This is a genomic window from Paenirhizobium cremeum, assembly GCF_047553425.1.
Lineage (GTDB): Bacteria > Pseudomonadota > Alphaproteobacteria > Rhizobiales > Rhizobiaceae > Allorhizobium > Allorhizobium cremeum.
This window is the reverse complement of record NZ_CP180217.1, coordinates 2638762-2662567: the sequence shown is the minus strand read 5'-3', so window position 1 is coordinate 2662567 and position 23806 is coordinate 2638762. Positions and strand designations below refer to the sequence as shown.

The 23806-nt window shown below is 62.3% G+C and carries 22 protein-coding genes and 1 other RNA gene; 10 read left to right on the top strand and 13 right to left on the bottom strand.

Annotated elements, in window-relative coordinates:
- The 5 genes from ACLBKR_RS13170 to ACLBKR_RS13150 all read left to right on the top strand — a co-directional run bounded on the left by ACLBKR_RS13170 (position 1) and on the right by ACLBKR_RS13150 (position 6232).
- Positions 1-1284: an MgtC/SapB family protein gene (locus tag ACLBKR_RS13170; RefSeq protein ID WP_414899414.1), complete on the top strand. Its 1284-nt coding sequence runs from the start codon at positions 1-3 to the stop codon at positions 1282-1284.
- Positions 1285-1428: 144 nt separating this feature from the next.
- On the top strand, positions 1429-2229 hold the full coding sequence (locus ACLBKR_RS13165) for an inositol monophosphatase family protein (protein WP_112828679.1): 801 nt from the start codon (positions 1429-1431) through the stop codon (positions 2227-2229).
- An 87-nt stretch (positions 2230-2316) separates the two neighbouring features.
- Positions 2317-3357: a flagellar motor protein MotA gene (locus tag ACLBKR_RS13160; RefSeq protein ID WP_113447623.1), complete on the top strand. Its 1041-nt coding sequence runs from the start codon at positions 2317-2319 to the stop codon at positions 3355-3357.
- Between the two features lies 1 nt (position 3358).
- The gene (locus ACLBKR_RS13155) at positions 3359-4390 is read left to right on the top strand and encodes a peptidoglycan -binding protein (protein ID WP_113447622.1); all 1032 of its coding nucleotides are present in this window, start codon (positions 3359-3361) and stop codon (positions 4388-4390) included.
- A 198-nt stretch (positions 4391-4588) separates the two neighbouring features.
- Entirely contained in the window at positions 4589-6232 is a 1644-nt protein-coding gene (locus tag ACLBKR_RS13150) for an FAD-binding dehydrogenase (RefSeq protein ID WP_113487467.1), read from the top strand.
- 2 nt (positions 6233-6234) lie between these two features.
- On the opposite strand, the gene ACLBKR_RS13145 is transcribed toward ACLBKR_RS13150, so the two are convergent.
- A complete protein-coding gene (locus ACLBKR_RS13145; protein WP_414899413.1) occupies positions 6235-8163 on the bottom strand; it encodes an ABC transporter transmembrane domain-containing protein in 1929 nt (642 codons plus the stop codon).
- 65 nt (positions 8164-8228) lie between these two features.
- Between ACLBKR_RS13145 and rpmE the strand changes: the two genes are divergently transcribed.
- Positions 8229-8450 (top strand): 50S ribosomal protein L31, encoded by a 222-nt coding sequence (gene rpmE, locus ACLBKR_RS13140; protein ID WP_003497640.1) that lies wholly within the window; start codon positions 8229-8231, stop codon positions 8448-8450.
- 132 nt (positions 8451-8582) lie between these two features.
- On the opposite strand, the gene ACLBKR_RS13135 is transcribed toward rpmE, so the two are convergent.
- The 3 genes from ACLBKR_RS13135 to ACLBKR_RS13125 form a co-directional block, all read right to left on the bottom strand.
- The gene (locus ACLBKR_RS13135; protein WP_112828674.1) at positions 8583-9098 is read right to left on the bottom strand and encodes a DUF1465 family protein; all 516 of its coding nucleotides are present in this window, start codon (positions 9096-9098) and stop codon (positions 8583-8585) included.
- A 364-nt stretch (positions 9099-9462) separates the two neighbouring features.
- A complete protein-coding gene (locus tag ACLBKR_RS13130; RefSeq protein ID WP_112828673.1) occupies positions 9463-9657 on the bottom strand; it encodes a DUF1192 domain-containing protein in 195 nt (64 codons plus the stop codon).
- Positions 9654-10949, bottom strand: coding sequence for an MFS transporter (locus ACLBKR_RS13125; RefSeq protein WP_112828672.1), 1296 nt, complete (start codon positions 10947-10949; stop codon positions 9654-9656). Before ACLBKR_RS13125 ends, ACLBKR_RS13130 begins: the two co-directional genes overlap by 4 nt.
- Positions 10950-11129: 180 nt before the next feature.
- On the opposite strand from ACLBKR_RS13125, the gene ACLBKR_RS13120 reads away from it, so the two are divergent.
- On the top strand, positions 11130-11288 hold the full coding sequence (locus ACLBKR_RS13120) for a hypothetical protein (RefSeq protein ID WP_162708209.1): 159 nt from the start codon (positions 11130-11132) through the stop codon (positions 11286-11288).
- A 6-nt stretch (positions 11289-11294) separates the two neighbouring features.
- On the opposite strand, the gene ACLBKR_RS13115 is transcribed toward ACLBKR_RS13120, so the two are convergent.
- The 7 genes from ACLBKR_RS13115 to tkt all read right to left on the bottom strand — a co-directional run bounded on the left by ACLBKR_RS13115 (position 11295) and on the right by tkt (position 20500).
- Positions 11295-12203, bottom strand: a complete 909-nt coding sequence (locus ACLBKR_RS13115) for a PhzF family phenazine biosynthesis protein (protein WP_113447619.1) — start codon at positions 12201-12203, stop codon at positions 11295-11297.
- Between the two features lie 30 nt (positions 12204-12233).
- The gene (locus ACLBKR_RS13110) at positions 12234-12674 is read right to left on the bottom strand and encodes a PACE efflux transporter (protein ID WP_113487465.1); all 441 of its coding nucleotides are present in this window, start codon (positions 12672-12674) and stop codon (positions 12234-12236) included.
- A gap of 178 nt (positions 12675-12852) precedes the next feature.
- Entirely contained in the window at positions 12853-13749 is an 897-nt protein-coding gene (locus ACLBKR_RS13105; RefSeq protein WP_112828669.1) for a fructose bisphosphate aldolase, read from the bottom strand.
- 292 nt (positions 13750-14041) lie between these two features.
- Complete coding sequence (locus ACLBKR_RS13100; RefSeq protein ID WP_113466512.1) at positions 14042-15244, bottom strand: phosphoglycerate kinase; 1203 nt, start codon at positions 15242-15244, stop codon at positions 14042-14044.
- 77 nt (positions 15245-15321) lie between these two features.
- Positions 15322-17157, bottom strand: coding sequence for a potassium/proton antiporter (locus tag ACLBKR_RS13095; protein WP_113340663.1), 1836 nt, complete (start codon positions 17155-17157; stop codon positions 15322-15324).
- 268 nt (positions 17158-17425) lie between these two features.
- A complete protein-coding gene (gene gap, locus ACLBKR_RS13090; protein WP_112828667.1) occupies positions 17426-18436 on the bottom strand; it encodes a type I glyceraldehyde-3-phosphate dehydrogenase in 1011 nt (336 codons plus the stop codon).
- A gap of 81 nt (positions 18437-18517) precedes the next feature.
- Positions 18518-20500: a transketolase gene (gene tkt / locus ACLBKR_RS13085; protein WP_113487463.1), complete on the bottom strand. Its 1983-nt coding sequence runs from the start codon at positions 20498-20500 to the stop codon at positions 18518-18520.
- Between the two features lie 338 nt (positions 20501-20838).
- On the opposite strand from tkt, the gene ACLBKR_RS13080 reads away from it, so the two are divergent.
- From ACLBKR_RS13080 to ssrS, 3 genes are all read left to right on the top strand, one after another.
- A complete protein-coding gene (locus ACLBKR_RS13080; protein WP_112828665.1) occupies positions 20839-21111 on the top strand; it encodes a DUF4164 domain-containing protein in 273 nt (90 codons plus the stop codon).
- Positions 21112-21172: 61 nt separating this feature from the next.
- The gene (locus ACLBKR_RS13075; RefSeq protein WP_112828664.1) at positions 21173-21547 is read left to right on the top strand and encodes a cell division protein ZapA; all 375 of its coding nucleotides are present in this window, start codon (positions 21173-21175) and stop codon (positions 21545-21547) included.
- 76 nt (positions 21548-21623) lie between these two features.
- Positions 21624-21782, top strand: a non-coding RNA gene (ssrS, locus tag ACLBKR_RS13070) — 6S RNA.
- A gap of 17 nt (positions 21783-21799) precedes the next feature.
- On the opposite strand, the gene ACLBKR_RS13065 is transcribed toward ssrS, so the two are convergent.
- Positions 21800-22429, bottom strand: coding sequence for a LysE family translocator (locus tag ACLBKR_RS13065; RefSeq protein ID WP_112828663.1), 630 nt, complete (start codon positions 22427-22429; stop codon positions 21800-21802).
- A 69-nt stretch (positions 22430-22498) separates the two neighbouring features.
- Positions 22499-23743: an SAM-dependent methyltransferase gene (locus tag ACLBKR_RS13060; protein WP_112828662.1), complete on the bottom strand. Its 1245-nt coding sequence runs from the start codon at positions 23741-23743 to the stop codon at positions 22499-22501.
- Between the last annotated feature and the right edge of the window lie 63 nt (positions 23744-23806).

Sequence of the window (23806 nt, the reverse complement as noted above, 5' to 3'; positions counted from 1 at the left end):
GTGGACAATGTCGAGCTCTTCGAGCGGCTGGGGCTGGCGATCGCCATCGGGGCCGCCGTCGGTGTCGAGCGGCACTGGCGGGAGCGTGACGAACCGGAAGGCGCCCGGACGGCGGGCATCCGTACCTTTACAATGATCGGCATGGCCGGCGGCGTCGCCGGCCTTCTGGAACGCAGCCTCGGCGCCGGCGCCTCCTATCCGGGCGCGGTCATTGTCGGCTTCCTGGTGGTGATTGCCATCGTCATGGCGATCTTCGAGCTGCGCGAGGCAATCGCCCAGCAGTCCTATAGCGTAACCTCGGTCATCGTCGCCATCCTGACCTATGGCCTCGGGGCGCTTGCGGTCACGGGCGACATGGTGCTGGCATCCGCCGGCGGCGCCGCGCTTGCAGCGCTCCTTGCCGGGCGTGAATTCCTGCATGGCGCGATCCGGCAGATGCGGTGGGTCGAACTGCGCTCCGCGATCATCCTGCTGACGATGACCTTCGTGCTTTTGCCGGTCATCCCTTCCGATCCTGTCGGGCCCTATGGCGGTGTCGTGCCTCGCAGCCTCGTGCTGCTGGCAATTACGCTCGCCTCGATCTCCTTCGTCGGCTACATCGCTGTCCGCACACTCGGCGCCTCGCGCGGCGATCTCGTCGGCGGCGCAATCGGCGGCCTGGTTTCCTCGACCGGTACCACTGTCGAATTCGCAAGACGGAGCCGGGAGGTCGCCGGGCACGACGGCAGGGGCGTCACATCGCTGGCGGCGGGCGCGGTTGCCGCGGGCGCAGTCTCGCTTTTGCGGACCGTCTTCCTGATCGGCGCTCTCGCATCCTCCGTCCTGCCCCAACTTCTGGTTCCACTCGGGCTTTCGACCGCCGTGATGAGCGTCTACGCCTTCCTGCTTGCCCGCCGGCAACAAGGTGCCTCGGGCGAGCGGTCGCTCGGCAATCCTTTCGAATTGACGGCCGTCGCTAAAATGGCGGCGCTGCTGACGGCGGTCGCGTTTCTGGCCCGGGCGGCGACCGCCCATTTCGGCAATGCCGGTCTTCTTGCCGCCTCGGCTATTTCAGCCCTTGCCGATGTGGATGCCGTCGCGGTGACGGTCGCGGGCATGCTTCCGTCTCTCGATATGGCGCTGGCGGCCCGTGCGATCGGTATCGCCGTGGTGACCAACATGGTCGCCAAGGCAGCCTATGCCTTCGCCTTCGGTCAGCGCGGCTTCGCCGTTCACGTCTTCCTCGCCACGCTCCTCGCCGTCGGCGCCGGTCTTGCCGCCGAGCGACTGCAGGCGGCGGTCTGAAGCGCTTCTTCCGGTCCCTTGGCCCAAGCCCCTTGAATTTTGGCCGCAATTGTGGTCTTGAACCGCCCCAACTGCCGCCGCGAGCAATCGCGCGCTCCTGCCGCCGTCATCCGGCGCCACGCCGCTTTTCAAGGATATCGATCAATGGCCCGTTCAGCTCTTCTCAATGTCATGGTTCAGGCTGCCCTCAAGGCAGGCAAATCCCTGGCGCGCGACTTCGGCGAGGTGCAGAACCTGCAGGTTTCCGTGAAGGGGCCGGGCGATTTCGTTTCGCAGGCCGACCTGAAGGCCGAAAAGCTCGTGCGCGACGAATTGATGAAGGCTCGCCCAACCTACGGCTTCCTCGGCGAGGAAAGCGAGGAGATCAAGGGAACCGATGGCGCGCATCGTTGGATCGTCGATCCGCTCGACGGCACCACCAACTTCCTGCACGGCATTCCGCAGTTCGCCGTCTCTATCGCGCTCGAGCGCAATGACGAACTCGTCGCCGGTGTCATTTTCAATCCCGCGACCGACGAACTCTACACCGCCGAAAAGGGCGGCGGAGCCTTCCTCAACGACCGCCGCATCCGTGTGGCTGCGCGCAAGGTTCTGTCCGACAGTGTCATCGGCTGCGGCATTCCGCATCTCGGCCGCGGCGCGCACGGCAAGTTCCTCGTCGAACTGCGCCATGTCATGGGTGAGGCGGCAGGCGTTCGCCGCATGGGCGCTGCCGCGCTCGACCTTGCCTATGTCGCCGCGGGCCGGCTCGACGGCTTCTGGGAAGCCGGACTTTCTCCCTGGGACATGGCGGCCGGCCTGCTGATGATCCGCGAAGCCGGCGGTTTCGTCAGCGACATGCATGGCGGCACGGAAATGTTCCACACCGGTACTGTGGTGGCCGGCAACGAATATATCCGCAAGGAACTGATCGAGGTTCTCGGCCGTCCGGTGCCGAAGAACTGATCTGTGCCTTCGCCGTCCGCGCGGCTTCAATTCGTCTCAATCTTCCGCTAGCTTCGCGTTGCGAGATTCCCGGAGGCTGAGGAAGACATGGCGAAAGTGAAGCTGGCGGACCTGGAAGCGGCCGAAACCGGGGCAGGGGACGACGGCCACAAGCTGTCCAGCCCGATGCCATTCTTCACCACCATGGTGATTTTCCTCATCATCGTCGGTTTCATCGCCGCCATTCTCTACCGGCAGGCCCATGCCGCCTTCGTCACCAATCCGGGCCTGAACAGCCTTATTCTCGGCGTTCTGGCAATCGGCATCATCCTCGTCTTCAATCATGTCCTTGCGCTCAGGCCGGAGGTGCGCTGGTTCAACTCGTTCCGCGCCGCAGGCGGGATCGAGAAGGCCGGACGCGAGCCGAGGCTGCTTGCGCCGATGCGCGCCCTGATCGGCCGTCGCCGCTCGGTGGCGATTTCGACGACGGCGTTGCGGTCGATTCTCGATTCGATCGCAACCCGCCTCGACGAGTCGCGCGATACCTCCCGTTACCTGATCGGGCTGCTTGTCTTCCTCGGCCTGCTCGGCACCTTCTGGGGCCTGCTCGGCACCATCGGTTCGATCAGTTCCGTGATCCAGTCGCTCGATCCTGCAGGTTCCGGCGATAGCAACGACGTTCTTCAGGCGTTGAAGAGCGGCCTTACCGCCCCGCTGGCCGGCATGGGCACCGCGTTCTCGTCGTCGCTGCTCGGTCTTTCCGGCTCGCTCATTCTCGGCTTTCTCGATCTGCAGGCCGGGCGCGCGCAGAACCGCTTCTATACGGAGCTGGAAAACTGGCTTTCCTCGGTGACCGATGTCGATTCCGATATGGTCACTCCTTTCGAAAACGGCGGCGTGCCGCAGTCAGAGGAACTGGCGCGGCTGATCGACCAGCTCGCTAGGATCGCCGACCGGGAGGGCGTCGTCGAGAGTGACAAATCGCTTTCCGCCATTGCCGGTCTGGCCGAGGGCATACAGGGCCTCGTCAAGAACATGCGCAACGAGCAGCAGATGCTGCGCGACTGGATCGAGGCGCAGCAGGATGAGGCGCGGGCCATGCGCAAGACCCTCGACAAATTGAACGAGAAGATCGGCGGGGGCAAGTAACATGGCGCTCGCCCGCAACCGCCGCCGCGAACGGGGCGTCGATTACTGGCCGGGCTTCGTCGATGCGTTGTCGACGCTGCTTCTGGCAATCATGTTCCTGCTCACGGTTTTCGTGGTTGCGCAGTTCATTCTCAGCCGCGAGATTTCCGGCCGTGACGAAGTGCTCAACCGGCTGAACAGCCAGATCGCGGAACTTACCCAGCTGCTTGCGCTCGAGAAGAGCGGCAAGCAGGATCTCGAGGACACGCTTGCTTCGCTGCAATCGTCGCTGTCCGCCTCCGAGAGCGAGCGCACCCGGCTGCAGCAATTGCTGGCCAGCGGCGCCGGCGCTTCCGACGTCGCCAACCAGAAGGTTGGCCGGCTTACCCAGGAACTCCTTGAGGAAAAGCAGGTCAGCGAGCGGGCGATGAGCCAGATCGAACTGCTCAACCAGCAGATCGCAGCCCTCAGGGCGCAGATCGCCGCCGTCGAGGAGGCGCTGCAGGCATCCGAAGCCAAGGATCAGGCGTCCCAGGCCAAGATCGCCGATCTTGGCCGCCGCCTGAACGTTGCACTCGCCCAGCGGGTTCAGGAACTCAACCGCTATCGCTCCGACTTCTTCGGCCGGTTGCGCGAGATTCTTTCCGATCGTGAGAACATTCGCATCGTCGGTGATCGTTTCGTCTTCCAGTCGGAAGTTCTTTTCTCCTCGGGCAGCAATGAACTCAACCTGGAAGGCGAGGTCGAGATGGCGAAGCTCGCGACCGCCCTGCTCGATCTTGCCCGTGAGATTCCGGCGGAGATCAACTGGGTGCTGCGGGTCGACGGTCATACCGACAATGTGCCGCTGACGGGTGCGGGCCGTTACGCCGACAACTGGGAGCTTTCCGCCGCCCGCGCCATTTCGGTGGTCAAATATCTGATCTCCAAGGGCGTGCCGTCTGACCGCTTGGTGGCGGCTGGTTTCGGCGAATACCAGCCGATTGCCGAAGGCGACAGTCCCGAGGCGCGCGCGCAGAATCGCCGTATCGAACTGAAGCTGACCGAGCGCTGAGCGCTCCGCCGACGCGATTTGCTTTCATGATGGCGGCCAGGATCGGGCCTTGCGGCTCCTTCCGGTCACTTCCGAAAAATTGAGCAATGCCTGAAGCTCGCATGCCCCGATGGGGTGCCCCTAAAGTTCACAGGTTGTGCAACTCCTTACGTGCCCGTAAAGGTAAATTCATCGAGGCGATCGGGGAGGATTGCGCGGATGGATTGCGACGTACTGGTGATCGGAGCCGGACTTGCCGGTCTTGTGGCAGCGGCGGAGGCGGCGGATCGCGGTCTCAGGGTTTGCGTGATTGATCAGGAGGGAGAACAGAATCTCGGCGGACAGGCCTTCTGGTCGCTGGGCGGGCTTTTCTTCATCGACAGTCCCGAGCAGCGTCGCATGGGTATTCGCGACACTATCGACCTGGCGCGGCAGGACTGGCTGGGCTCGGCTGGTTTTGACCGTCCGGAGGATTATTGGCCGCGCCAATGGGCGGATGCCTATCTGGACTTTGCCGCCGGGGAGAAGCGCGCCTGGCTGCATCAGCAGGGCATGCGCTGGTTTCCGGTGGTCGGCTGGGCTGAACGTGGAGGATCGCGCGCGGATGGACACGGAAACTCGGTTCCTCGCTTTCACATCACCTGGGGAACCGGTCCGGCGGTTCTGGCGCCGTTCATTCGCCGCGTGCGGGAGGCCGAGGGAAAGGGGCTCCTGTTCTTTCGCTTCCGCCATCAGGTGGATCAGCTTGTCGTCACCAACGGCGTGGTTGCCGGCGCGCGCGGCACCGTGCTCGCCGCGGACGGAGCGCCGCGTGGGGCTGCGACCTCACGCTTTCCGGAGAGCGAATTCGAGATTGCCGCGGGAGCGGTCATCGTCGCTTCCGGCGGTATTGGCGGCAACCACGATCTGGTGCGCAAGAATTGGCCGGTCGCGCGCCTTGGCCCTGCACCGAAATCCATGGTGGCGGGTGTCCCGCAATATGTCGATGGCCGGATGATCGCGATTGCGCAAGCTGTGGGTGGCGAGGTCATCAACGGCGACCGGATGTGGCATTACACCGAAGGACTGCGCAACTTCGACCCGATCTGGCCGAACCACGGCATCCGCATCCTGCCGGGTCCCTCGTCCTTCTGGTGCGATGCCGATGGTAATCGGTTCGATGCGCCAGCGCTGCCCGGCTTCGATACGCTGGCGACGCTGAAGGCGATCCGGGCGCGAGGGGACGATTACAGTTGGTTCATCCTCAACAAGGCGATCATCAAGCGTGAATTCGCGCTTTCCGGGTCCGAGCAGAATCCGGACCTGACGGGCAAGAATATCCGGCTCCTGCTCAAGCGTCTCGGTCGCAACCCGCCCGGACCGGTCCAGGCCTTCATGGACAAGGGCGAGGATTTCGTCGTGCGCGATACGCTTGAGGATCTGGTGGCCGGGATGAACGAACTCAGCGGCGAACATCGCCTCGGCATTCATCACATCCGGGCGCAGATCGAGGCACGCGACAGACAGATCGACAACGGATTTGGCAAGGACGCGCAGGTGACGGCCATCCGCGGCGCCCGCCGCTTCCTGGGCGATCGGCTTATGCGGACCGCGAAGCCGCATCGCCTGCTCGATCCCGACGCCGGACCGCTGATCGGCGTGCGTCTTCACATTCTGACGCGCAAGACACTGGGCGGGCTGCACACCGATCTTTCGGCGCGTGTTCTGGACAAGACCAACAGGCCGGTGCCAGGGCTCTTTGCAGCTGGCGAGGTCGCCGGTTTCGGCGGTGGCGGCGTGCATGGCTACAGCGCGCTGGAAGGCACGTTCCTCGGAGGCTGCCTGTTTTCCGGACGGATCGCCGGCCGCTCGGTCGGCGCGTAGTGCTATTTGGCGGCTGCCATGAAGTCTGCGGCGCCGCTTTCGAACTGGAGCCGGGCGAGCTTGGCATAGAGACCGCCCTGCTGGATCAGGCTCTGGTGGGTGCCTTGCTCGACAATCCGCCCGTCATCGAGAACCAGGATGCGGTCGGCCTTGAGAACGGTTGCGAGGCGGTGGGCGATGACGATGGTGGTCCGATTCCGCATCAGCCCGTCGAGAGCCTTTTGCACAAGCGTCTCGCTTTCGGCATCCAGCGCAGATGTTGCCTCGTCGAGGAGAAGGACCGGGGCATTGCGCAGCAGGGCGCGGGCAATCGCGATCCGCTGGCGCTGGCCGCCGGAGAGCATGATGCCGCGTTCGCCGACCTCGGTCTCGAAACCGCACTCGAGACGCCTGATGAATTCGCTCGCCTGCGCTGCCTCCGCCGCCGCCTCCACCATCTCCCGGGTCGCCTGCGGCGAGCCGAAGGCGATGTTCTCGTGGATCGAGGTGGCAAAAATCGTGACGTCCTGCGGCACGATGGCCATGCGGTCGCGCAGAGCATGGGGATCGACGTCGCGAAGGTCGAGCCCGTCGAGACGGACGATGCCGCGTGCCGGATCGTAGAAGCGCAGAAGCAGCGAGAAGACCGTGCTCTTGCCGGCGCCGGAGGGGCCGACGATGGCGACCGTCTCGCCCGCTTCCACCTTGAAGGACAGGCCCTTGAGCGCCGATTTTCCGGGATGCGAGGGATAGGCGAAGTGCACATCCTCGAAGGTGACCTGGCCGAGCGGCGGCTGGGGTAGGGGGAGCGGGGCGGTCGGTGCGGTGATGGCGGAGCGTTCCTGCAGCAGTTCGGTCAGACGCTCGGCCGCGCCGGAGGCTTGCGAGAGTTCGCCCCAGATCTCCGAGAGCGTGCCCATCGATCCTGCGGCGATCACGGAATAGAGGAGGAACTGGCCGAGCGTGCCGGCCGACAGGGTTCCGGCAAGCACGCTTTGCGCGCCGAACCAGAGAACGGCGACGACGCTGCCGAAAACCAGCGAGATGGCGATGCCGGTCAAAAGCGCGCGCGACTTGATGGCGGCGCGAGCGGCCTCATAGGCGTCCTCGACCGTCTGTGCATAGCGCGCCGTTGCTGCTTTCTCTGCATTGAAGGCCTGCACCGTGCGTGCCGCTCCGATGGTTTCGGCCGCGAAAGAGGAGGCGCTGGCGAGGCGGTCCAGCGCGGCGCGGGAGCGCTTGCGCACGGAGCGGCCGAAAGCGACCAGCGGGAAGACAATGATCGGGATCGCGATGAGCACCAGCACGGAGAGCCGCGGGCTCGTGTAGATCATCATGCCCATCGCGCCGAGACAAAGGATGGAGTTGCGCAACGCCTGGGAGGCGGTGGAGCCGACCGCGGCCTTGATCTGCGTGGTATCCGCCGTCAGGCGCGAGACGATCTCACCGGATTGGTTGACGTCGAAGAAAGCAGGGGAAAGCGTCGCGACATGGGCGAAGACCTGCCGGCGCAGGTCGGAGACGATGCGCTCACCGATGGTGATGACGTAGTAGTATCGCATGCCGCTTGCCACTGCCAGCACCATGGCCATAATCATCAGCATGCCGAAATAGTTGTTGATGAAGCCGCTATCGGCAGCGTTGAAGCCGTGGTCGACCATGCGGCGAACGGCAAGCGGGAGCGCGAGCATGGTTGCTGCGGCAAGGCAGAGAAAGAAGATTGCACCGACGACCAGCGAACGGTGGCGCGCGAGATAGGGCAGAAACTGCGCCAGCGGTTTTAGCGAACGGCGCTTCTTTGCTTCGGTTTCGTCGATTGCTGACACTTCACTCTTCTCCACCAATGCGCGCGAGAGCGCTTTAGCGCCATGGCTCTTGTTATCCTCGCGCCCTTCATGTATAGGCACCCCATCGAATTGGGAAGCCGTGGCCTGATCGGACTGCGGCTTCATTTATTGAATAGGACCGCAAGGCGCAATTGCGTCAAATGGACCTCCGGCACAGCAGGAAGAAAGTTATGAAGGCTGACATCCATCCCGACTACCACACCATCAAAGTGGTCATGACCGATGGCACCGAATACGAAACCCGTTCGACCTGGGGTTCGGAAGGCGCTGTCATGAACCTCGAAATCGACCCGAAGTCGCATCCGGCATGGACGGGCGGCAACCAGCAGCTCATGGACCGTGGCGGTCGCGTTTCGAAGTTCAACAAGCGTTTCGGCGGCCTCGGTCTCTGATCGACGCTTCAAGATCGTTTCGAAAGGCCCGGTTCGTCCGGGCTTTTTTTATGTCCGCCAGGCGGCAAAACAAGAAAAACCCGGCGATGCGGTGAGCATGCCGGGCAAGTATTCGCTGCGGTGGATCGGTTGTCAGTTGGTGCTGAATGCCGTGCGCAGAAGATCAAGCTGGGCCTGGACGCTGTTTTCGTTGTCCGGCACGATCGTCGCATCCGACGGGCGATAGATTTCGCGGTCGAGCAGGGCGATGCGGTTCTGCAGGCGAAGCGAGCGCTCGACCAGGTCGCGGAAGGATTCCGGCAGGTCGTTCCAGCCCGGCGCATTGCGATCGACGTTGAAGCCGTCAAGACGCACCTTGCTCTTTTCAGACAAGACCTGTTCGCGGCTCATCTCGCCGTTGTTGACGGCGCGCTGCAGCAGCAGCCAGGAGGCCATCTGCATCAGGCGGGTGGTGAGGCGCATGGATTCGGCAGCGTAGAGGACGGACGCCATGCGCGGCAGAACCTTTGCGGCGGCGCGACCGGGGCCATCCAGATAGGCGGCGGTTTCTTCGACAAGTCCCATGCCTTCGGCATAGGTCGCCTTGAACTGAGACGATGCGGCAGCACGGCCCGCAAAGCTCACGGTATTCAATCCGAGTTCAGACATCGATTCACCCCTGTTTTACGCATCACTTTTTATCATGAACGGAGGTGTAACTTACTTGTTCCCGCCGTCTTTCATGACGCTACGATGCTACCAATACCGCAAACGCGCAAGCCGTTTCTTAAAGAAGGGTTAATTCCCACAATTTTGCGGAAACCGGGCGCAACGGAAAAGAAGAGCCGCAAAAGCGGCTCTCAAGGTAAAACAGGGAGAAAAATCAGACGAATTCGCCACGTGGAGAAATGGCCTGAATCCAGAAGAACTGGATGGAATTACATTCGCGCAAAAGGCTTAACGAAAGGTTAATTCCAAGTTGAAGCTCTGAAATTTCCCGGTTCGGTACAAAATAGAGGCAAAATACGCAGTATTATACTTTAGGTCGAAAGAAGCTGTCGGCTGCGCGCTTGCCGGCGTCCTTGCGGGCGATCTCCGCCTCGATCCGCGCGATCTCCTCCAGCAGGGCTGCGATTCGGGCGCGCAGTTCCTCTGCGGAAACGCTGGAAAGGTCGCTGCCGATCTCGTGGATCACGGGTTTCCTGGGGCGTTCCTCGTCGAATGTCATGGGTTTGCCTCCTTCGGCGGCGGATTGCCGCCGGTCTCATGCGGTTCCTGCAGCGGTGCGGCGCGGGGATCGAGCGTCAGGCTTTCCGGCGTGCTCATCGGCGAGGCGGTCACCGGAATGTTCGGGACGTTTTCGCGATCGGCAGCCGGAATCGCCGCGCGCAGGCGGCTGCGGTAGATAGCGTAGGCGGTGAGCAGGACATGGGCCGTGGCCGTAACCGCGAACAGCGCATAGGGGCCGAGCTGAGTCATAACCGGACCGCCGATGGTCGGGCCGATAATGGTGCCGATACCGTAGAGCAGCAGCAGGCCGCCGGACACTTTCACGAAATCGTCGGTCGTGGCGAAGTCGTTGGCATGAGCGACGGCGATGGGATAGAGCGCGTTTGCGGCTGCGCCATAAAAGGCGACGAAGACGATCATCATCACCGGATCTGCCGGGCGAAACACGACGAGCACCAGTGCCGCCAGCGCCGCCATGGCGGACAGGGCGGCGAGTACATAGCGGCGGTCCGTCCTGTCCGACGCCTTGCCGGAGGGAAACTGCATGATCGCGCCGAGAAAGATGGTGATCGACAGCATGATCGCGATGACGCTCGGCGACAGGCCGGCGCGGGCGCCGAACACGGCTCCCAGCGTGCCATATGCACCGTTGGCGATGCCGATCAGCAGGATGCCGACAAAGGAGACCGGGGAGTTGCGGTAGAGCGTCGGCAGATCGAGGCTGACGGATTTGAGCGGCTGGGGGCTTGCGGCTGTCGACATGGTGGTCGGCAGCACGGCCACGCAATAGAGCATGCCGCAGATCATGAACAGGATGGTGGTCGACGGATCGAAGACGCCGACCAGCATCTGACCGCCGACGACACCGATCAGCGTAATGGAGATGTAGAAGGAGAAGATCGTTCCGCGCGTCTCGTTGGTCGCGCGCTCGTTCAACCAGCTTTCGATAATCATCGAGGTGCCGGCCGTAGAGAAGCCGGTGATGGCGCGCAGGGCCACCCACCAATAGTCGTCGACGACGATGCCGGTCAGCAGCGCGATCAGCGAAATCAGAGAAACGAAAGCCGAGAAGGCCCTGACATGGCCGACCCGCATGACCAGCTTGGGTGCGATGAAGCAGCCGAGCACGAAGCCCGTCGCCCAGGAGGTTCCGAGAAACCCGAGGATCTCGTTGGAATAGCCTTCCTCCGCGCCGCGCACAGGCAGCAGCAGACCGTGCAGGCCATTGCCGAGAAAGAGGAAGAGGGTGCCCATGAGAAGGGCCATGACAGGCAGGAGATTTCGTCGCATGGCGTCTCTGTCGGTCGGTTATGCTTTATGGATTGAAGGAAGGATCTGTAACATCGCAGTCTAGCGCAAGGTCCCTAGCGATATCTGAACGATATAGTGCTTGCGACAGAAATTTCTGGCGGGCAAAAGTGTCGCCGTTGTGACCGTGCCGGATTCGGCTGCACGAAAGGTTTATCGAGCGTGGTGAACAAGCTGATCGCCGTCCTTCTGATGCTTGCCATGGCGATCCAGGTCATCAAGCCGCTGGGCCTCCCCGGTCTGCGCCGCCGCGCGGATTTCTGGAAGATTGCGGTGATCGCCTTCGTGATCTGGTCGGTGACGCTGCTGATCCGGCCTTAAGGGCCGTCAGAGGGAAATCGCGCCGCGCATGACCTCGACGCAGCCGCCGGTGACCCGGACGTTTTTCAGGACGCCTTCCCGGCTTTCGATATCGAGACGGATCAGGCTGCGGCGGCCCATTTCGACACCCTGTTCGATAAGCAGGTGCCGCCGGCCCGTTGCGTTGGACAGCATGGCCAGATAGGCGCCGAGGGCGGCGGAAGCGCTGCCGGTAGCCGGATCTTCCGGGACATTGTCCAGTGGCGCGAACATGCGGGCGCGGATGTGATCCTTGCCGGCGTGGGTGTAAAGGAAGGTGGAGCAATCGCTTTTCTCATGCGGAAAAGCCTGTTTCAGCGCCCTGACTGCGTCGATATTCGGTACCGCCCGGCCCAAGGCGTCGAGGCTTGTGACTTCGGCGACGATGAACTTGAGGCCGACGGAAACGAAGCTCGGCAGATGGCTGGCAGTGGCGATGTCCGAGGGGTGCAGCGAGACGCAAGGGGCAAGTGCTGCCGCCTCGACGCTGGAACCGACGACGAGAGGACCCGGCGCACGAATGGTTGCGCCGGTCACATTCGCCCCGGTCTTCACCAGCGCGACCTCGACCAGGCCGGCCTTCTCCTCGAAACGCATGACAGAGCCGGCGGGCCTGCCGAAGACGACGCCCTGCCGGCCGAGCACGAAGGCGGTGCCGACATTCGGATGACCGGCGAAGGGAATTTCCGTGGTGGGCGTGAAGATCCGGACCTCGGCGGTATCGGTCTCATCGCGGGGCGGCAGGACGAAGGTGCTTTCCGAATAGCCGAATTCGGTGGCGATCTGCTGCATCTCCCGGTCCGTCAGGTCGCGTGCATCGGGAATGACGGCCAGCGGATTGCCGGCGAAACGCGTGTCCGTGAACACATCGACGGTGACGAAGGGGATGGAACGCATGATTATCTCCCGAGGTTTCAGCACTTTGTTTCAGCCGGCCGCCTGGTCCCAGTACCGCCATTGCGGAATGGGGAAGATACGGTCGTAGGCCCAGTTAAAGACGAAGGCATAGACCATGTAGAAGAGCGAGAAGGAGACGTCCATCACCACGGCATGCCAGAGGCTCACAACCAGATACCAGGCGATCAAGGGGGCGAGTACGAGGAGCAAGCCCGCCTCGAACAGGGCCGCATGCAGAATGCGGATCGCGACAGTCTTGGCCGTGCCGCCGGCCAGGTGTTGCATGGCGTGGTCGAAGCCGAGATTGTAGACGTAGTTCCACAGCATCGCGATGGTCGCACTGCCGACGCTGATGACGCCGATATCGTGCAACGGAAGGGAATAGACCCAGGCGCCAAGCGGGGTAATGATGCCGAGGGCGATGACTTCGAAGCTGATGGCGTGACGGATTCGGTCGCTGGTCGAGCGCATTTTTGTCTCCCGTAGAGGGTATTTCGGGTCGTCCCGGTCAAATGCCCATTATAGGGAGAGGTCGTCCTCAGCGGTGTCGATTATAGTTTTTCCGTCCGGGGTGGCAAGCGTTACCATGCAAGAACGAAGAAGCCCCGCCTTGCGGCAGGGCTCCGAAGATCTTTGGTAAACGCGCCGATCAGGCCTTGTTCACGCTTGCTGCGTAGATCTCTTCGATCGTCTCGGCCAGGCTCGAATTGAACTCGGAGTCGGTCATGGTGACGCGCAGGTTCTCCGTCAGGGCGCGCGAGAAGCTCGCGATCATGCCGTGGTTCCGGCTCAGCTTTTCGCAGGCATCGGCGCGGCTGTAGCCGCCGGAAAGGGCGACGACCCGGACGACCGACTTGTGGGCGACCAGAGGAGCGTAGAAATCGTCAACCGTCGGGATCGTGACCTTCAGCATGACGCTTTCGCCTGCGGGAAGCTTGTCGAGCTGGCCGGCGATCTCGTCGCGCAGAATGGCTTCGGCCTCGCTCTTTGTCGGGCTCTTGATGGAAACTTCAGGCTCGACGATCGGGACGAGGCCCTGGCCGATGATCTGGCGGGCCACCTCGAACTGCTGCTTGACGACGGCGGCAATACCGGCCTTGTCGGCATGGGCGATGACCGAGCGCATCTTGGTGCCGAAAATTCCCTTTTCGCGGCCGCGGATCAGAAGCGCGTCCAGATCCGGCATCGGCTTCATCAGCTGAACGCCGTTTTCTTCGGCGCCAAGACCCTTGTCGACCTTGAGAAAGGGCACAACGCCGCGCTTTTCCCAGAGATAGGAGGGAACGGCCTGACCGTCGACGTCGCCGTCCATGGTCCGCTCGAACAGGATGGCGCCGATAACCTTGTCGCCCGAAAAGGCGGGCGCGCTCATGATGCGGACGCGCATGGCGTGCATCAGGCGGAACATTTCCTCGTCACCCTGGTATTCGGTTTCGGCAATGCCGTAGAGACGCAAAGCTCCGGGAGTTGAACCGCCGCTCTGATCCAGCGCCGCAATGAAACCAGGCGCCGAGCTGATCTTGTTCAACATCTTCGCGTCCACCATACTTCACTCCTATCCCTAAAAATGGCGCATCACGCGCGCGCGTAAGTTCTGTGATTTGACGACCGATCGGCAATGCCGAGGTCAATCACCGGATCGTTCTCTACGAGACGTTCGGTCTTCTCAGCCTCTCAAAACCAAGATGACATCGGCGATAACAGAACTTCTACGACAGGAAAATGGCAGCCTAACCTATTGAAACGATTGAAATCACTTCAATCGTTTTAAAATTCAATAAAAAATACTTAAAGTTAATGGCGGCAGATTCAAAAATCTGCCGCCTGCGACAATGCGCTTATTTGGAGGAGGAGAGAACCGCCACGCCGGGCAGTTCCTTGCCTTCCATCCATTCGAGGAAAGCGCCGCCTGCCGTCGAGACGTAGCTGAAATCGTCGGCCACGCCTGCGTGGTTGAGCGCCGAAACTGTATCTCCACCGCCTGCGACGGAGACGAGCTTGCCGGCGCGGGTCTCTTCGGCAGCGTGTTTTGCGGCCGAAACCGTGGCTGCATCGAAGGGGGCGATTTCGAAGGCGCCGAGCGGACCGTTCCAGACCAGGGTCGACGCCTTGGAGATCCAGTCATTGATCGCCGCGACAGACTTCGGGCCGACATCGAGCACCATGGCGTCGGCCGGGATGGCCTTGATGTCGACCGTTTCGTTGTCGGCGCCTGCCTTGAACTCGCGGGCGACGACACCGTCTTCCGGCAGCACGATGGCGCAGCCGGCATCCTTGGCGGTGGCGAGGATCTGTTTCGCGGTCTCGGCAAGGTCATGTTCGCAGAGCGACTTGCCGACATCGATGCCCTGGGCGGCGAGGAAGGTGTTGGCCATGCCGCCGCCGATCACCAGCGCGTCGACCTTCTTCACCAAGTTGGAGAGGAGGTCGATCTTGGTGGACACCTTGGCGCCGCCGACGATGGCGACGACCGGTCGCGCCGGATTGCCGAGGCCCTTTTCCAGCGCCTCGAGTTCGGCCTGCATGGTGCGGCCGGCATAGGCGGGCATGTGGTGGGCGAGGCCCTCAGTGGAGGCGTGGGCACGGTGGGCGGCCGAGAAGGCGTCGTTGACGAAGATATCGCCATTCTTTGCGAGTTCGGCGGTGAACTCCGGCGTGTTCTTTTCTTCGCCCTTGTGGAAGCGGGTGTTTTCCAGGAGCAGAATATCGCCGTTTTCCATCCTGGCGATGGCGTCTGCCGCGACCGGGCCGATGCAGTCGGCGGCGAAGGCGACCTTCTGGTCGAGCACTTCCTCGACGGCGGGAGCGATCAGCGAAAGGGACTGGTCGGCGACAGGCTCACCCTTCGGGCGGCCGAAATGGGCAAGCAGGATGACCTTGGCGCCCTTTTCCGACAGTTCCTTGATCGTCGGAGCAACGCGCTCGATGCGGGTCGTGTCACTGACCTTGCCGTCGGTGACAGGAACATTGAGGTCGACACGGACAAGAACGCGCTTGCCCGCGATATCGGTGAGATCGTCGAGAGTCTTGAAAGCCGGCATGATAATACCCGTCGTTTTGCTGTTAACTGGGCTGACGGGCCGGACCTTTACATCGCTTGTCTGGCGACGCAAGGCGATCACTTATTATTTTCTCCCTGGGCCGCCATGGCGCGTTCCGCACGTTTCTTGCGCAGATAGTCTCGCAGCGCATGGGCCAGTTCACGGATATTCAAGAAGATAGGAAGGTTGGTCGCCGGAGCGACGGGTTCGAGCGAAACGCCGACCGAGGCAATATGTCCCGATTCATCGATGTCGCGCACGATCAGCACGATAGTGCCGAGGCGGACGCGGTCGGCATAATCGCCGCTGCCGCCCAGACGCTGCGCTATGAGTTCGGCGACGGTTTTCTGCCGCTCGGCCTCGGTGACCAGCAACGGGCCATAGGCGCGGTCGAGATCCTCGACGCGGGTTGAAGGCGAAATCGCGAAGGTGCCGAAGAACTCGCTGTCGTCCTCGGCCACCGGGGCCTTGCTGGCAAACAGGCGGTCCAGCAGCCTGGAGTAGCCGGGGGCGATGAAGAGATAGACCTGATCGTTTTCGCGCAGGCGCCCGGCATACTGGTAGCGCATGGACTTGCCGTCGCGGATGACCAGCGAGGGAGCGGCCCAGCGCGGAATGCGCTCGCCGCGCAGAACGGGACTGTCCGCCACCACGCGGTAGGCCAGAAGTTCATGATGGGCGGCGCCCGGCAGGTCGAGTTCGAGTTTGTCGATGGCGCCGATGCGCGGCGGGATAATGAGGCCGAGCCGGCGGGCGACGGGTTTGATGGTCCAGCCCTGCATCACCAGAGAGATCATCACAACGATGAAGGCGGTGTTGAAATAGAGCTGCCCGTCCTCGAGATTGCCGAGAATAGGCAGGATGGCAAGGAGGATGGAGACCGCGCCGCGCAAGCCGACCCAGGCAATGAAGCCGGTCTCGCGCTGGGTGTAGTCATAGGGCAGCAGGCAGATCCAGACCGCGAGGGGACGGGCCACGAAAACCAGGAAGAGGCCGAGCAGGATGGCCGGCAGCAGGATCGCAGGAAACTGCGAGGGGGTGGCAAGCAGGCCGAGAACGAGGAACATGACGATCTGGGCAAGCCAGGTCAGGCCATCCTGGAAACGGGTGATCGAGGCGCGCGCCGGGATCTTCTGGCTGCCGGCATAGATGCCGGCGACATAGACGGCGAGAAAGCCGCTGCCGCCGACTGCGCCGGTGTAGGAAAAGACCAGCAGCGCCAGCGCCAGCATGAAGATCGGAGCAAGGCCGCGCTCGACCGACAGACGCTTGAGGACGAAGACGATGATGGCGCCGCCGATCAGGCCGAGCGCAAGGCCCAGCCCCATTTCCTCGATGAACAGCCGGACGAGTTCCATGTCGAAACCGGAATAGCCCTTGCCGGTGGACAGCAGTTGCACCAGCGCCATGGTGAGGAAGATTGCCATCGGGTCGTTGGTGCCGGACTCGACCTCGAGCGTCGAGCGAACCTTGTCGCGAATGTTGATACCGCCGATGCGCAGGAGGAAGAAGACGGCGGCCGCATCCGTCGATGCGACGATGGAACCGAGCAGCAGTCCCTCCATGAAGGAGAAGCCGAGCAGCAGATGGGCGGCGACGCCGAACAGCATTGCGGTCAGGAGGACGCCGACGGTCGCAAGCGTCAGCGACGGCACCGCAGACAGCTTGAAGGACTGCAGCGGTGTGCCGAACCCCGAATCGAAGAGGATGATCGCAAGGGCGATCGAGCCGAGCACGTAGGCGAGCCTGTTGTTGGAGAATTCGATGCCGAGCCCGTCCACGCCGGTCAGAAGGCCGATGACGAGGAAGAGCAGCAGCAGGGGTGCCCCGAAGCGGAATGCGATCAGGCTGGAGAAGGCGGCCAGCAGGACAAGGGCGGTTGCCACCAGCGTTATGGCGTAGAATTCGTCCAACCCCGCAATCCCCTCTCACATGCGATGCCAAGCCCGGGCAGCACGCACAACTATCCCATGCGCGCCGCCGGACGTAAGCCACAGCGGCGTTGCGTAGCCGCGACGGGCGCGGCGACGGATCAATGGAACGATCAGGCAGGACTGCCAAAAGACGAGAACAAACTTATCGTCGTCAATCGTGATGAGAGTAGGGCGAAATATGAAAAATATAAAGGCGGACCGGTGATCCGATCCGCCCTTTTCGTTATGCGATCCGAAATCGTCAGGCTCAGATGAGTTTGGCGAAGGCGGCTGCGGTATCCAGCATGCGGTTGGAGAAGCCCCACTCGTTATCGTACCAGGTCAGGATGCGGACGAAATTGCCTTCCATGACCTTGGTCTGGTCGATCGCGAAGATCGAAGAATGCGAATCATGGTTGAAGTCGCGGGAGACGAGCGGCTCTTCGGTGTAGCCGAGAACGCCCTTGAGCGGGCCGTTGGCCGCGGCCTTGATCGCTTCGTTGACCTCTTCCTTGGTCGTGTTGCGCTTGGCAACGAACTTCAGGTCGACGACCGAAACGTTCGGGGTCGGAACGCGGATCGAGGAACCGTCGAGCTTACCCTTCAGTTCCGGCAGCACGAGGCCGACGGCCTTGGCGGCACCCGTCGAGGTCGGGATCATGGAGAGAGCGGCAGCGCGGGCACGGTACAGATCCTTGTGCATCTGGTCGAGCGACGGCTGGTCGTTGGTGTAGGAGTGGATCGTGGTCATGAAGCCGTGATCGACGCCGATGAGGTCGTTCAGCACCTTGACCACCGGAACGAGGCAGTTGGTGGTGCACGAAGCGTTGGAGATGACCAGGTGGTCCTTGGTCAGCTTGTCGTGGTTGACGCCGTAAACGACGGTCAGGTCGGCTCCATCGGAGGGAGCGGAAACGATGACGCGCTTCGCGCCGGCGGTCAGGTGTGCCGCGGCCTTGTCGCGAGCGGTGAAGATGCCCGTGCATTCAAAGGCGATGTCGACGCCCATGTCCTTGTGGGGAAGGGTTGCCGGGTCCTTGATGGCGGTGACCTTGATCGGCTTGCCGCCGTTCACAACGATCGAGTCGCCTTCGACCTTCACCTCGGCCGGGAAGCGGCCATGGATCGAATCGTAACGCAGCAGGTGGGCGTTGGTTTCGACCGGACCCAGGTCGTTGATGGCCACGACCTCGATGTCGGTGCGACCCGACTCGACGACGGCGCGCAGTACGTTACGCCCGATACGGCCGAAACCGTTGATGGCAACTTTCACAGTCATTGCTTGCACTCCCGCTTTAAAACAGAGCTTCGGATTATGATGCGTAAGGGCGCCCGCAGACGCCCTTCGTCAATTGGGACTTTAGGCGAGCTTGGCCTCGGCTGCGGCAACCACCGCTTCCGGGGTGATGCCGAAATGCTTGTAGAGTTCCTTGTAAGGCCCGGATGCGCCGAAGGATTTCATGCCGATGAAGATGCCGTCGGAGCCGATGATGCTGTCCCAGCCCTGGCGCACGGCGGCTTCCACGCCGATCTTGACGGGCGCCTTGCCGATGATCGCATCCCGGTAGGCCTGCGGCTGTTCGAAGAACAGTTCGAAGCACGGAACCGAAACGACGCGGGCGGCGATGCCCTTTCCGGCGAGCATGGATTGCGCCTTCAGCGCGATCTCGACTTCCGAACCGGAGGCGAAGATCGAGACCTTGGCGTCGCTGGCGGAAACCAGCTCGTAGGCGCCATAGGCGCTGAGGTTCTTCTCTTCGTATTCGGTGCGGGCGGCGACGAGGTTCTGACGGGTCAGGGCCAGACCGGACGGACGGTGCTTGTTCTCGAGCGCAACCTGCCAGCATTCCGCCGTTTCCGTGGCGTCGGCCGGACGGAACATCAGGAGATTCGGGATGGCGCGTAGCGCCGCCATCTGTTCGACCGGCTGATGGGTCGGGCCGTCTTCGCCGAGACCGATGGAATCATGCGTCAGCACGTGGATGACGCGGATGCCCATCAGCGCGGCAAGGCGGATCGAGGGACGGCAATAGTCCGAGAAGATCAGGAAGCCGCCGGAGTAGGGGATCAGGCCGCCATGCAGCGCGATACCGTTCATGGCGGCAGCCATGCCGTGCTCGCGGATGCCGTAGTGGATGTAGCGGCCGGAGAAGTCGTCGGGCGTGATCGACTTGGTCTGGCTGGTCTTGGTGTTGTTCGAGCCGGTCAGGTCCGCCGAACCGCCGAGGGTTTCGGTCAGGACGCCGTTGATGACTTCGAGAGCGTCCTCGGATGCCTTGCGGGTCGCGACGGTCGGCTTCGATTCAGCAAGCTTCCTCTTGTAGGCGTCGATGGCGCCGTCGAAGCTGCCCGGAAGATCGCCGGCAAAGCGGCGGGTGAATTCGGCCCGCTTCTCCGGGTCCGCATGCGCCAGGCGCTCCTCCCAATCCTTGCGGGTCTTGGTGGAGCGCAGGCCGGCGAGACGCCATGCATCGAGCACGTCGGCCGGCACGACAAAGGCCTCTTCCTCCCAGCCGAGCGCCTTGCGGGCCGCGGCGATTTCGTCGGCACCGAGCGGCGAACCGTGAACCTTGTGGGTGCCGGCCTTGTTCGGGGCGCCGAAGCCGATCACCGTCTTGCAGGCGATCATGGTCGGCTTGTCGGACTTGCGGGCAGTTTCCAGAGCCGCTGCGATCTCTTCCGGATTGTGGCCGTCGACGGCGAGCGTGTTCCAGCCTGACGCACGGAAGCGGGCATGCTGGTCGGTCGAATCGGCGAGCGAAATCGCGCCATCGATCGAAATGCCGTTATTGTCCCACAGCACGATCAGCTTGTTGAGCTTCAGGTGGCCGGCAAGCGAAATCGCTTCCTGGCTGATGCCTTCCATCAGGCAACCGTCGCCAACCAATGCGTAGGTATAGTGGTTCTGCAGGTCGGAGCCGAATTCGACGGACAGCTTCTTTTCAGCGATCGCCATGCCGACGGCGTTGGCGATACCCTGGCCGAGCGGACCGGTGGTGGTTTCGATGCCGGAGGCATGGCCGTATTCCGGATGGCCGGCGGTCTTTGCCCCCATCTGCCGGAACTGCTTGATGTCCTCTATGGTCATGTCCTCGTAGCCCGTGAGATAGAGCAGCGAGTAGAGGAGCATGGAGCCGTGGCCTGCCGACAGAACGAAACGGTCGCGGTCGGGCCAGAGCGGGTTCTTGGGGTCGAAGCTCAGGAAGCGGGTGAAGAGCACAGTCGCGACATCGGCGCATCCCATGGGCATGCCGGGATGTCCCGAATTGGCCTTTTCCACTGCGTCCATGGCAAGGAATCGGATCGCATTCGCCATCCGGTTATGTTTATCGGGAGAAATCATGGCTATTCCGCTTGTTCCGGGTCGTGGGAGACGGCGCGCGTGTCCACGCGGTCGTTTGAAAGCGGCTGATCCTTAGCAGGTGAATCGCGCAAGTCAACAAATGCCCTGTATTCTGGCGTTTATGGTGTCAAAAATCACGTTTCTGCCTCTTTTCTATGCGCTGCACAGTGTCGTTCCATTCCCGGAAAGGATGGAGGCTTCGTCCACAAGATAGGCCGTCCGGGGACGGGGGCTGTTTATTGACGGGCGACAATACCGCCGCATACTGTCCGCCTTCAATTCATCATGTCTTCGAGGGCGATTCGAGTCACTTTTTCTGGAAAGCAGGGGCCTAGGAAATGCCGACGGAAAGTTCGTTCGACACAGCGCTGATCGCCCTTCGCCAGGCGATAACCGGCCTCGAGAACGCCATAGACATGCGGATCGAGGCACAGCGGGAGCACAGCGAGGTCGAGAACGAGGTCAAGCGCGTGCATGCCGATCGTGCGCGGCTCGCCCAGGAGCTGGACCAGTCCGAATTCCGGGCCAACCGGCTGGAAGAGGTGAACCGTGAGGTTTCGCGCCGGCTGGTGACGGCGATGGAAACGATCAGGGCGGTTCTGGATCGCTGAGACCGGCTCGGGCGTTGATGGAAATGCAAACCCGGCGCCGTGGCGCCAGTTGGGAAGTTCGATGGCACAGGTGACGGTAACGATCGACGGCAAAGCCTATCGCATGGCCTGCGACGAGGGGCAGGAGGGGCATCTGACCGATCTTGCCAACCAGTTCGACCGTTATGTCGGCCATCTGAAGTCCCAGTTCGGCGAGATCGGCGATCTGCGCCTGACCGTCATGGCGGGCATCATGGTGATGGACGAACTGTCGGAGCTCAATCGCCGTCTGGCGGCGCTGGAGGGCGAAGTCGCTTCCTTCCGCGCGGGCCAGGATTCGGCTGTCAATGGCGCACGAGAGCGCGAGGAAATGCTCACCCAGGCGATCGGCGAACTCACCGACCGGCTGAACGGGATTACCCGGAAGCTGACTGCGCGACCCTCGGCGGAAGCCTGACCCGCGATCTTCAAAATTTCCGCGGAACGGTTCCGCCGCCTCTGGCGGAGGTCGGGGTTTCATCCTATATTGCGGCTGCGGTCTGCGCCTCTCGACAGGAACACACAATCCCTGGGGCCATACCCGATCCTAAGGGAGCTGTCCCTGACCAGGTCCGTGGGCTTGGTCATACGGCGCCCACCTACTTTGTAGGCTCCCAGGATCGTAATCATCCATCGGTTGCCGTGGATCGCACTTTCCTTTTTCTTCAGATCATGCCGCGGGCCGGCGGGCGAGAGCCAGCATGGCGCCGAAGGCGATCATCAGGCCGCCGCTGGCCTTGTTCATCCAGGCAAAGACGCTGGAATTGCCGGCGAAGCGGCCGAGATGGCTGCCGATAAAGGCGTAGACGGCGATTGCCGCCATTTCCAGCAGAAGGAAGATCGCGCCAAGTACGGCGAAGCTCGTTGCATAGTCGCCGCGGTCGAGGAACTGCGGAAAGAAGGCGGTGAAGATCAGGATTGCCTTGGGATTGCCGATCGCCACCCAGAACTCCTGCTTGGCAAGGCTTGCGGTCGTTCGAACCGGCCGTGCCGCGTCGAGGCCGCCGATTTTCGGCGCACCGGCGCGCAGAAGCTTGATGCCGAGCCAGACCAGATAGGCAGCCCCCGCCCACTTGACCGCCGAGAAGGCGATTTCGGACGCGATGAGCAATGCGCCGAGGCCGAGCGCGGTGATGGCGATCATGATGGCGAAGGCGAGGATGCGACCGAGCGAGGCGAGAAGCGCTGCAGGAATGCCGACGCGCATGGCGTTGGTCAGCGCCAGAAGGTTGTTGGGGCCGAACGCCATGTTGAGCGCGAAGCAAGCGGGGATGAACCATAGTATGGTGTCGGTGGTCATTTTGTCGTCCCGGAAAGGCTCTTTGAGGCGGGACGTTAATATGTCGCCGCAGTTCAGGCAACGGCCCGTTCAGATGCTCAGGCCGAGTTCCTTTTCCTTCTCGATATAGGCGCGCTGACGGTCTGTGACGTAATCGCGCACGATCGGGGCTCCGTCGCGCTTGCGGGAAAGCTGGAGATGGAAGACCATCTGGCTTCCGGCGCGGAAGGTCATCTCCGCACTGACGAGGTAGAATTCCCACATCCGGGCGAAGCGTTCGTCATACATGGCGACGACCTTGTCGCGGTTGGCCTCGAAACGCTGGCCCCAATGGGCGAGCGTCATGGCATAGTGCAGGCGCAAGACCTCGATGTCGGTGACCCAGAGGCTGTTCTGCTCGGTAACGGCGAGCACTTCGGAAAGGGCGGGCGAGTAACCGCCGGGAAAGATGTACTTGCGTATCCACGGACTGGTCATGCCGGGCGGGCTCATATGGCCGATGGAGTGGATGACCGCCAGCCCGTCATCGGGCATCAGCGCGTTCAACTGCTTGAAGAATTCGTCGTAGTGCTGGACGCCGACATGTTCGAACATGCCAACCGAAACCACGCGGTCGAAGGTTTCGGTGACGTCGCGGTAATCCTTCAGTTCGAAGCGGACGCGATCCGAAAGCCCGGCTTCGGCCGCTCTTTGCGTTGCCAGCGCATGCTGTTCCTTCGAAAGCGTGACGCCGACGACCTCGACGTTTTCGAGCCGTGCCATGTAAAGGGCGAGGTCACCCCAGCCGCATCCGATATCGAGCACCTTCAGTCCCGGCTTCAGGTCCAGCTTGGCGGCAAGCAGTCTCAGCTTGTTGCGCTGTGCCTGTTCCAGCGTCTCGCTTTCCTCGCGGAAATAAGCGCAGGAATAGAGCATGTTTTCATCGAGGAAGAGTTTGTAGAAATCGTTGCCGAGATCGTAGTGGTGGGCGACGTTGCGCTGGGCCTCGCCCTTCTTGTTGGATTGCAGACGCTTGCGGAAGCGCATCTTGAGCGCCCGCAGCACCTTCTGGATCGGGTACTTGCCGAGCGACAGCCGGTTTATCGAAAACAGCATGAGGAAATCACGCAGCGTCGAGCCTTCCTCGAAGCGCATGGTGCCGTCCATATAGGCCTCGCCGGCCACCAGTTCGGCCTTGAAGACCAGACTGCGATAGAGTTTGGGATCGGTCAGCCGCATGGTGACCTGCGGGCCGGGTTCCATTCCGCCGAATACGTGGCGCTTGCCCTCGGCGTCGATCACGGTGAGTTGGCCCTTGCGGATGAATGACGTCAACATGTGCGACAGCAGGAACATGTACACCTCATAGCGAGTCGAGCGTTCAGTTCCGCATGTTAGCGGAAATGGCGGCGCGCGCAT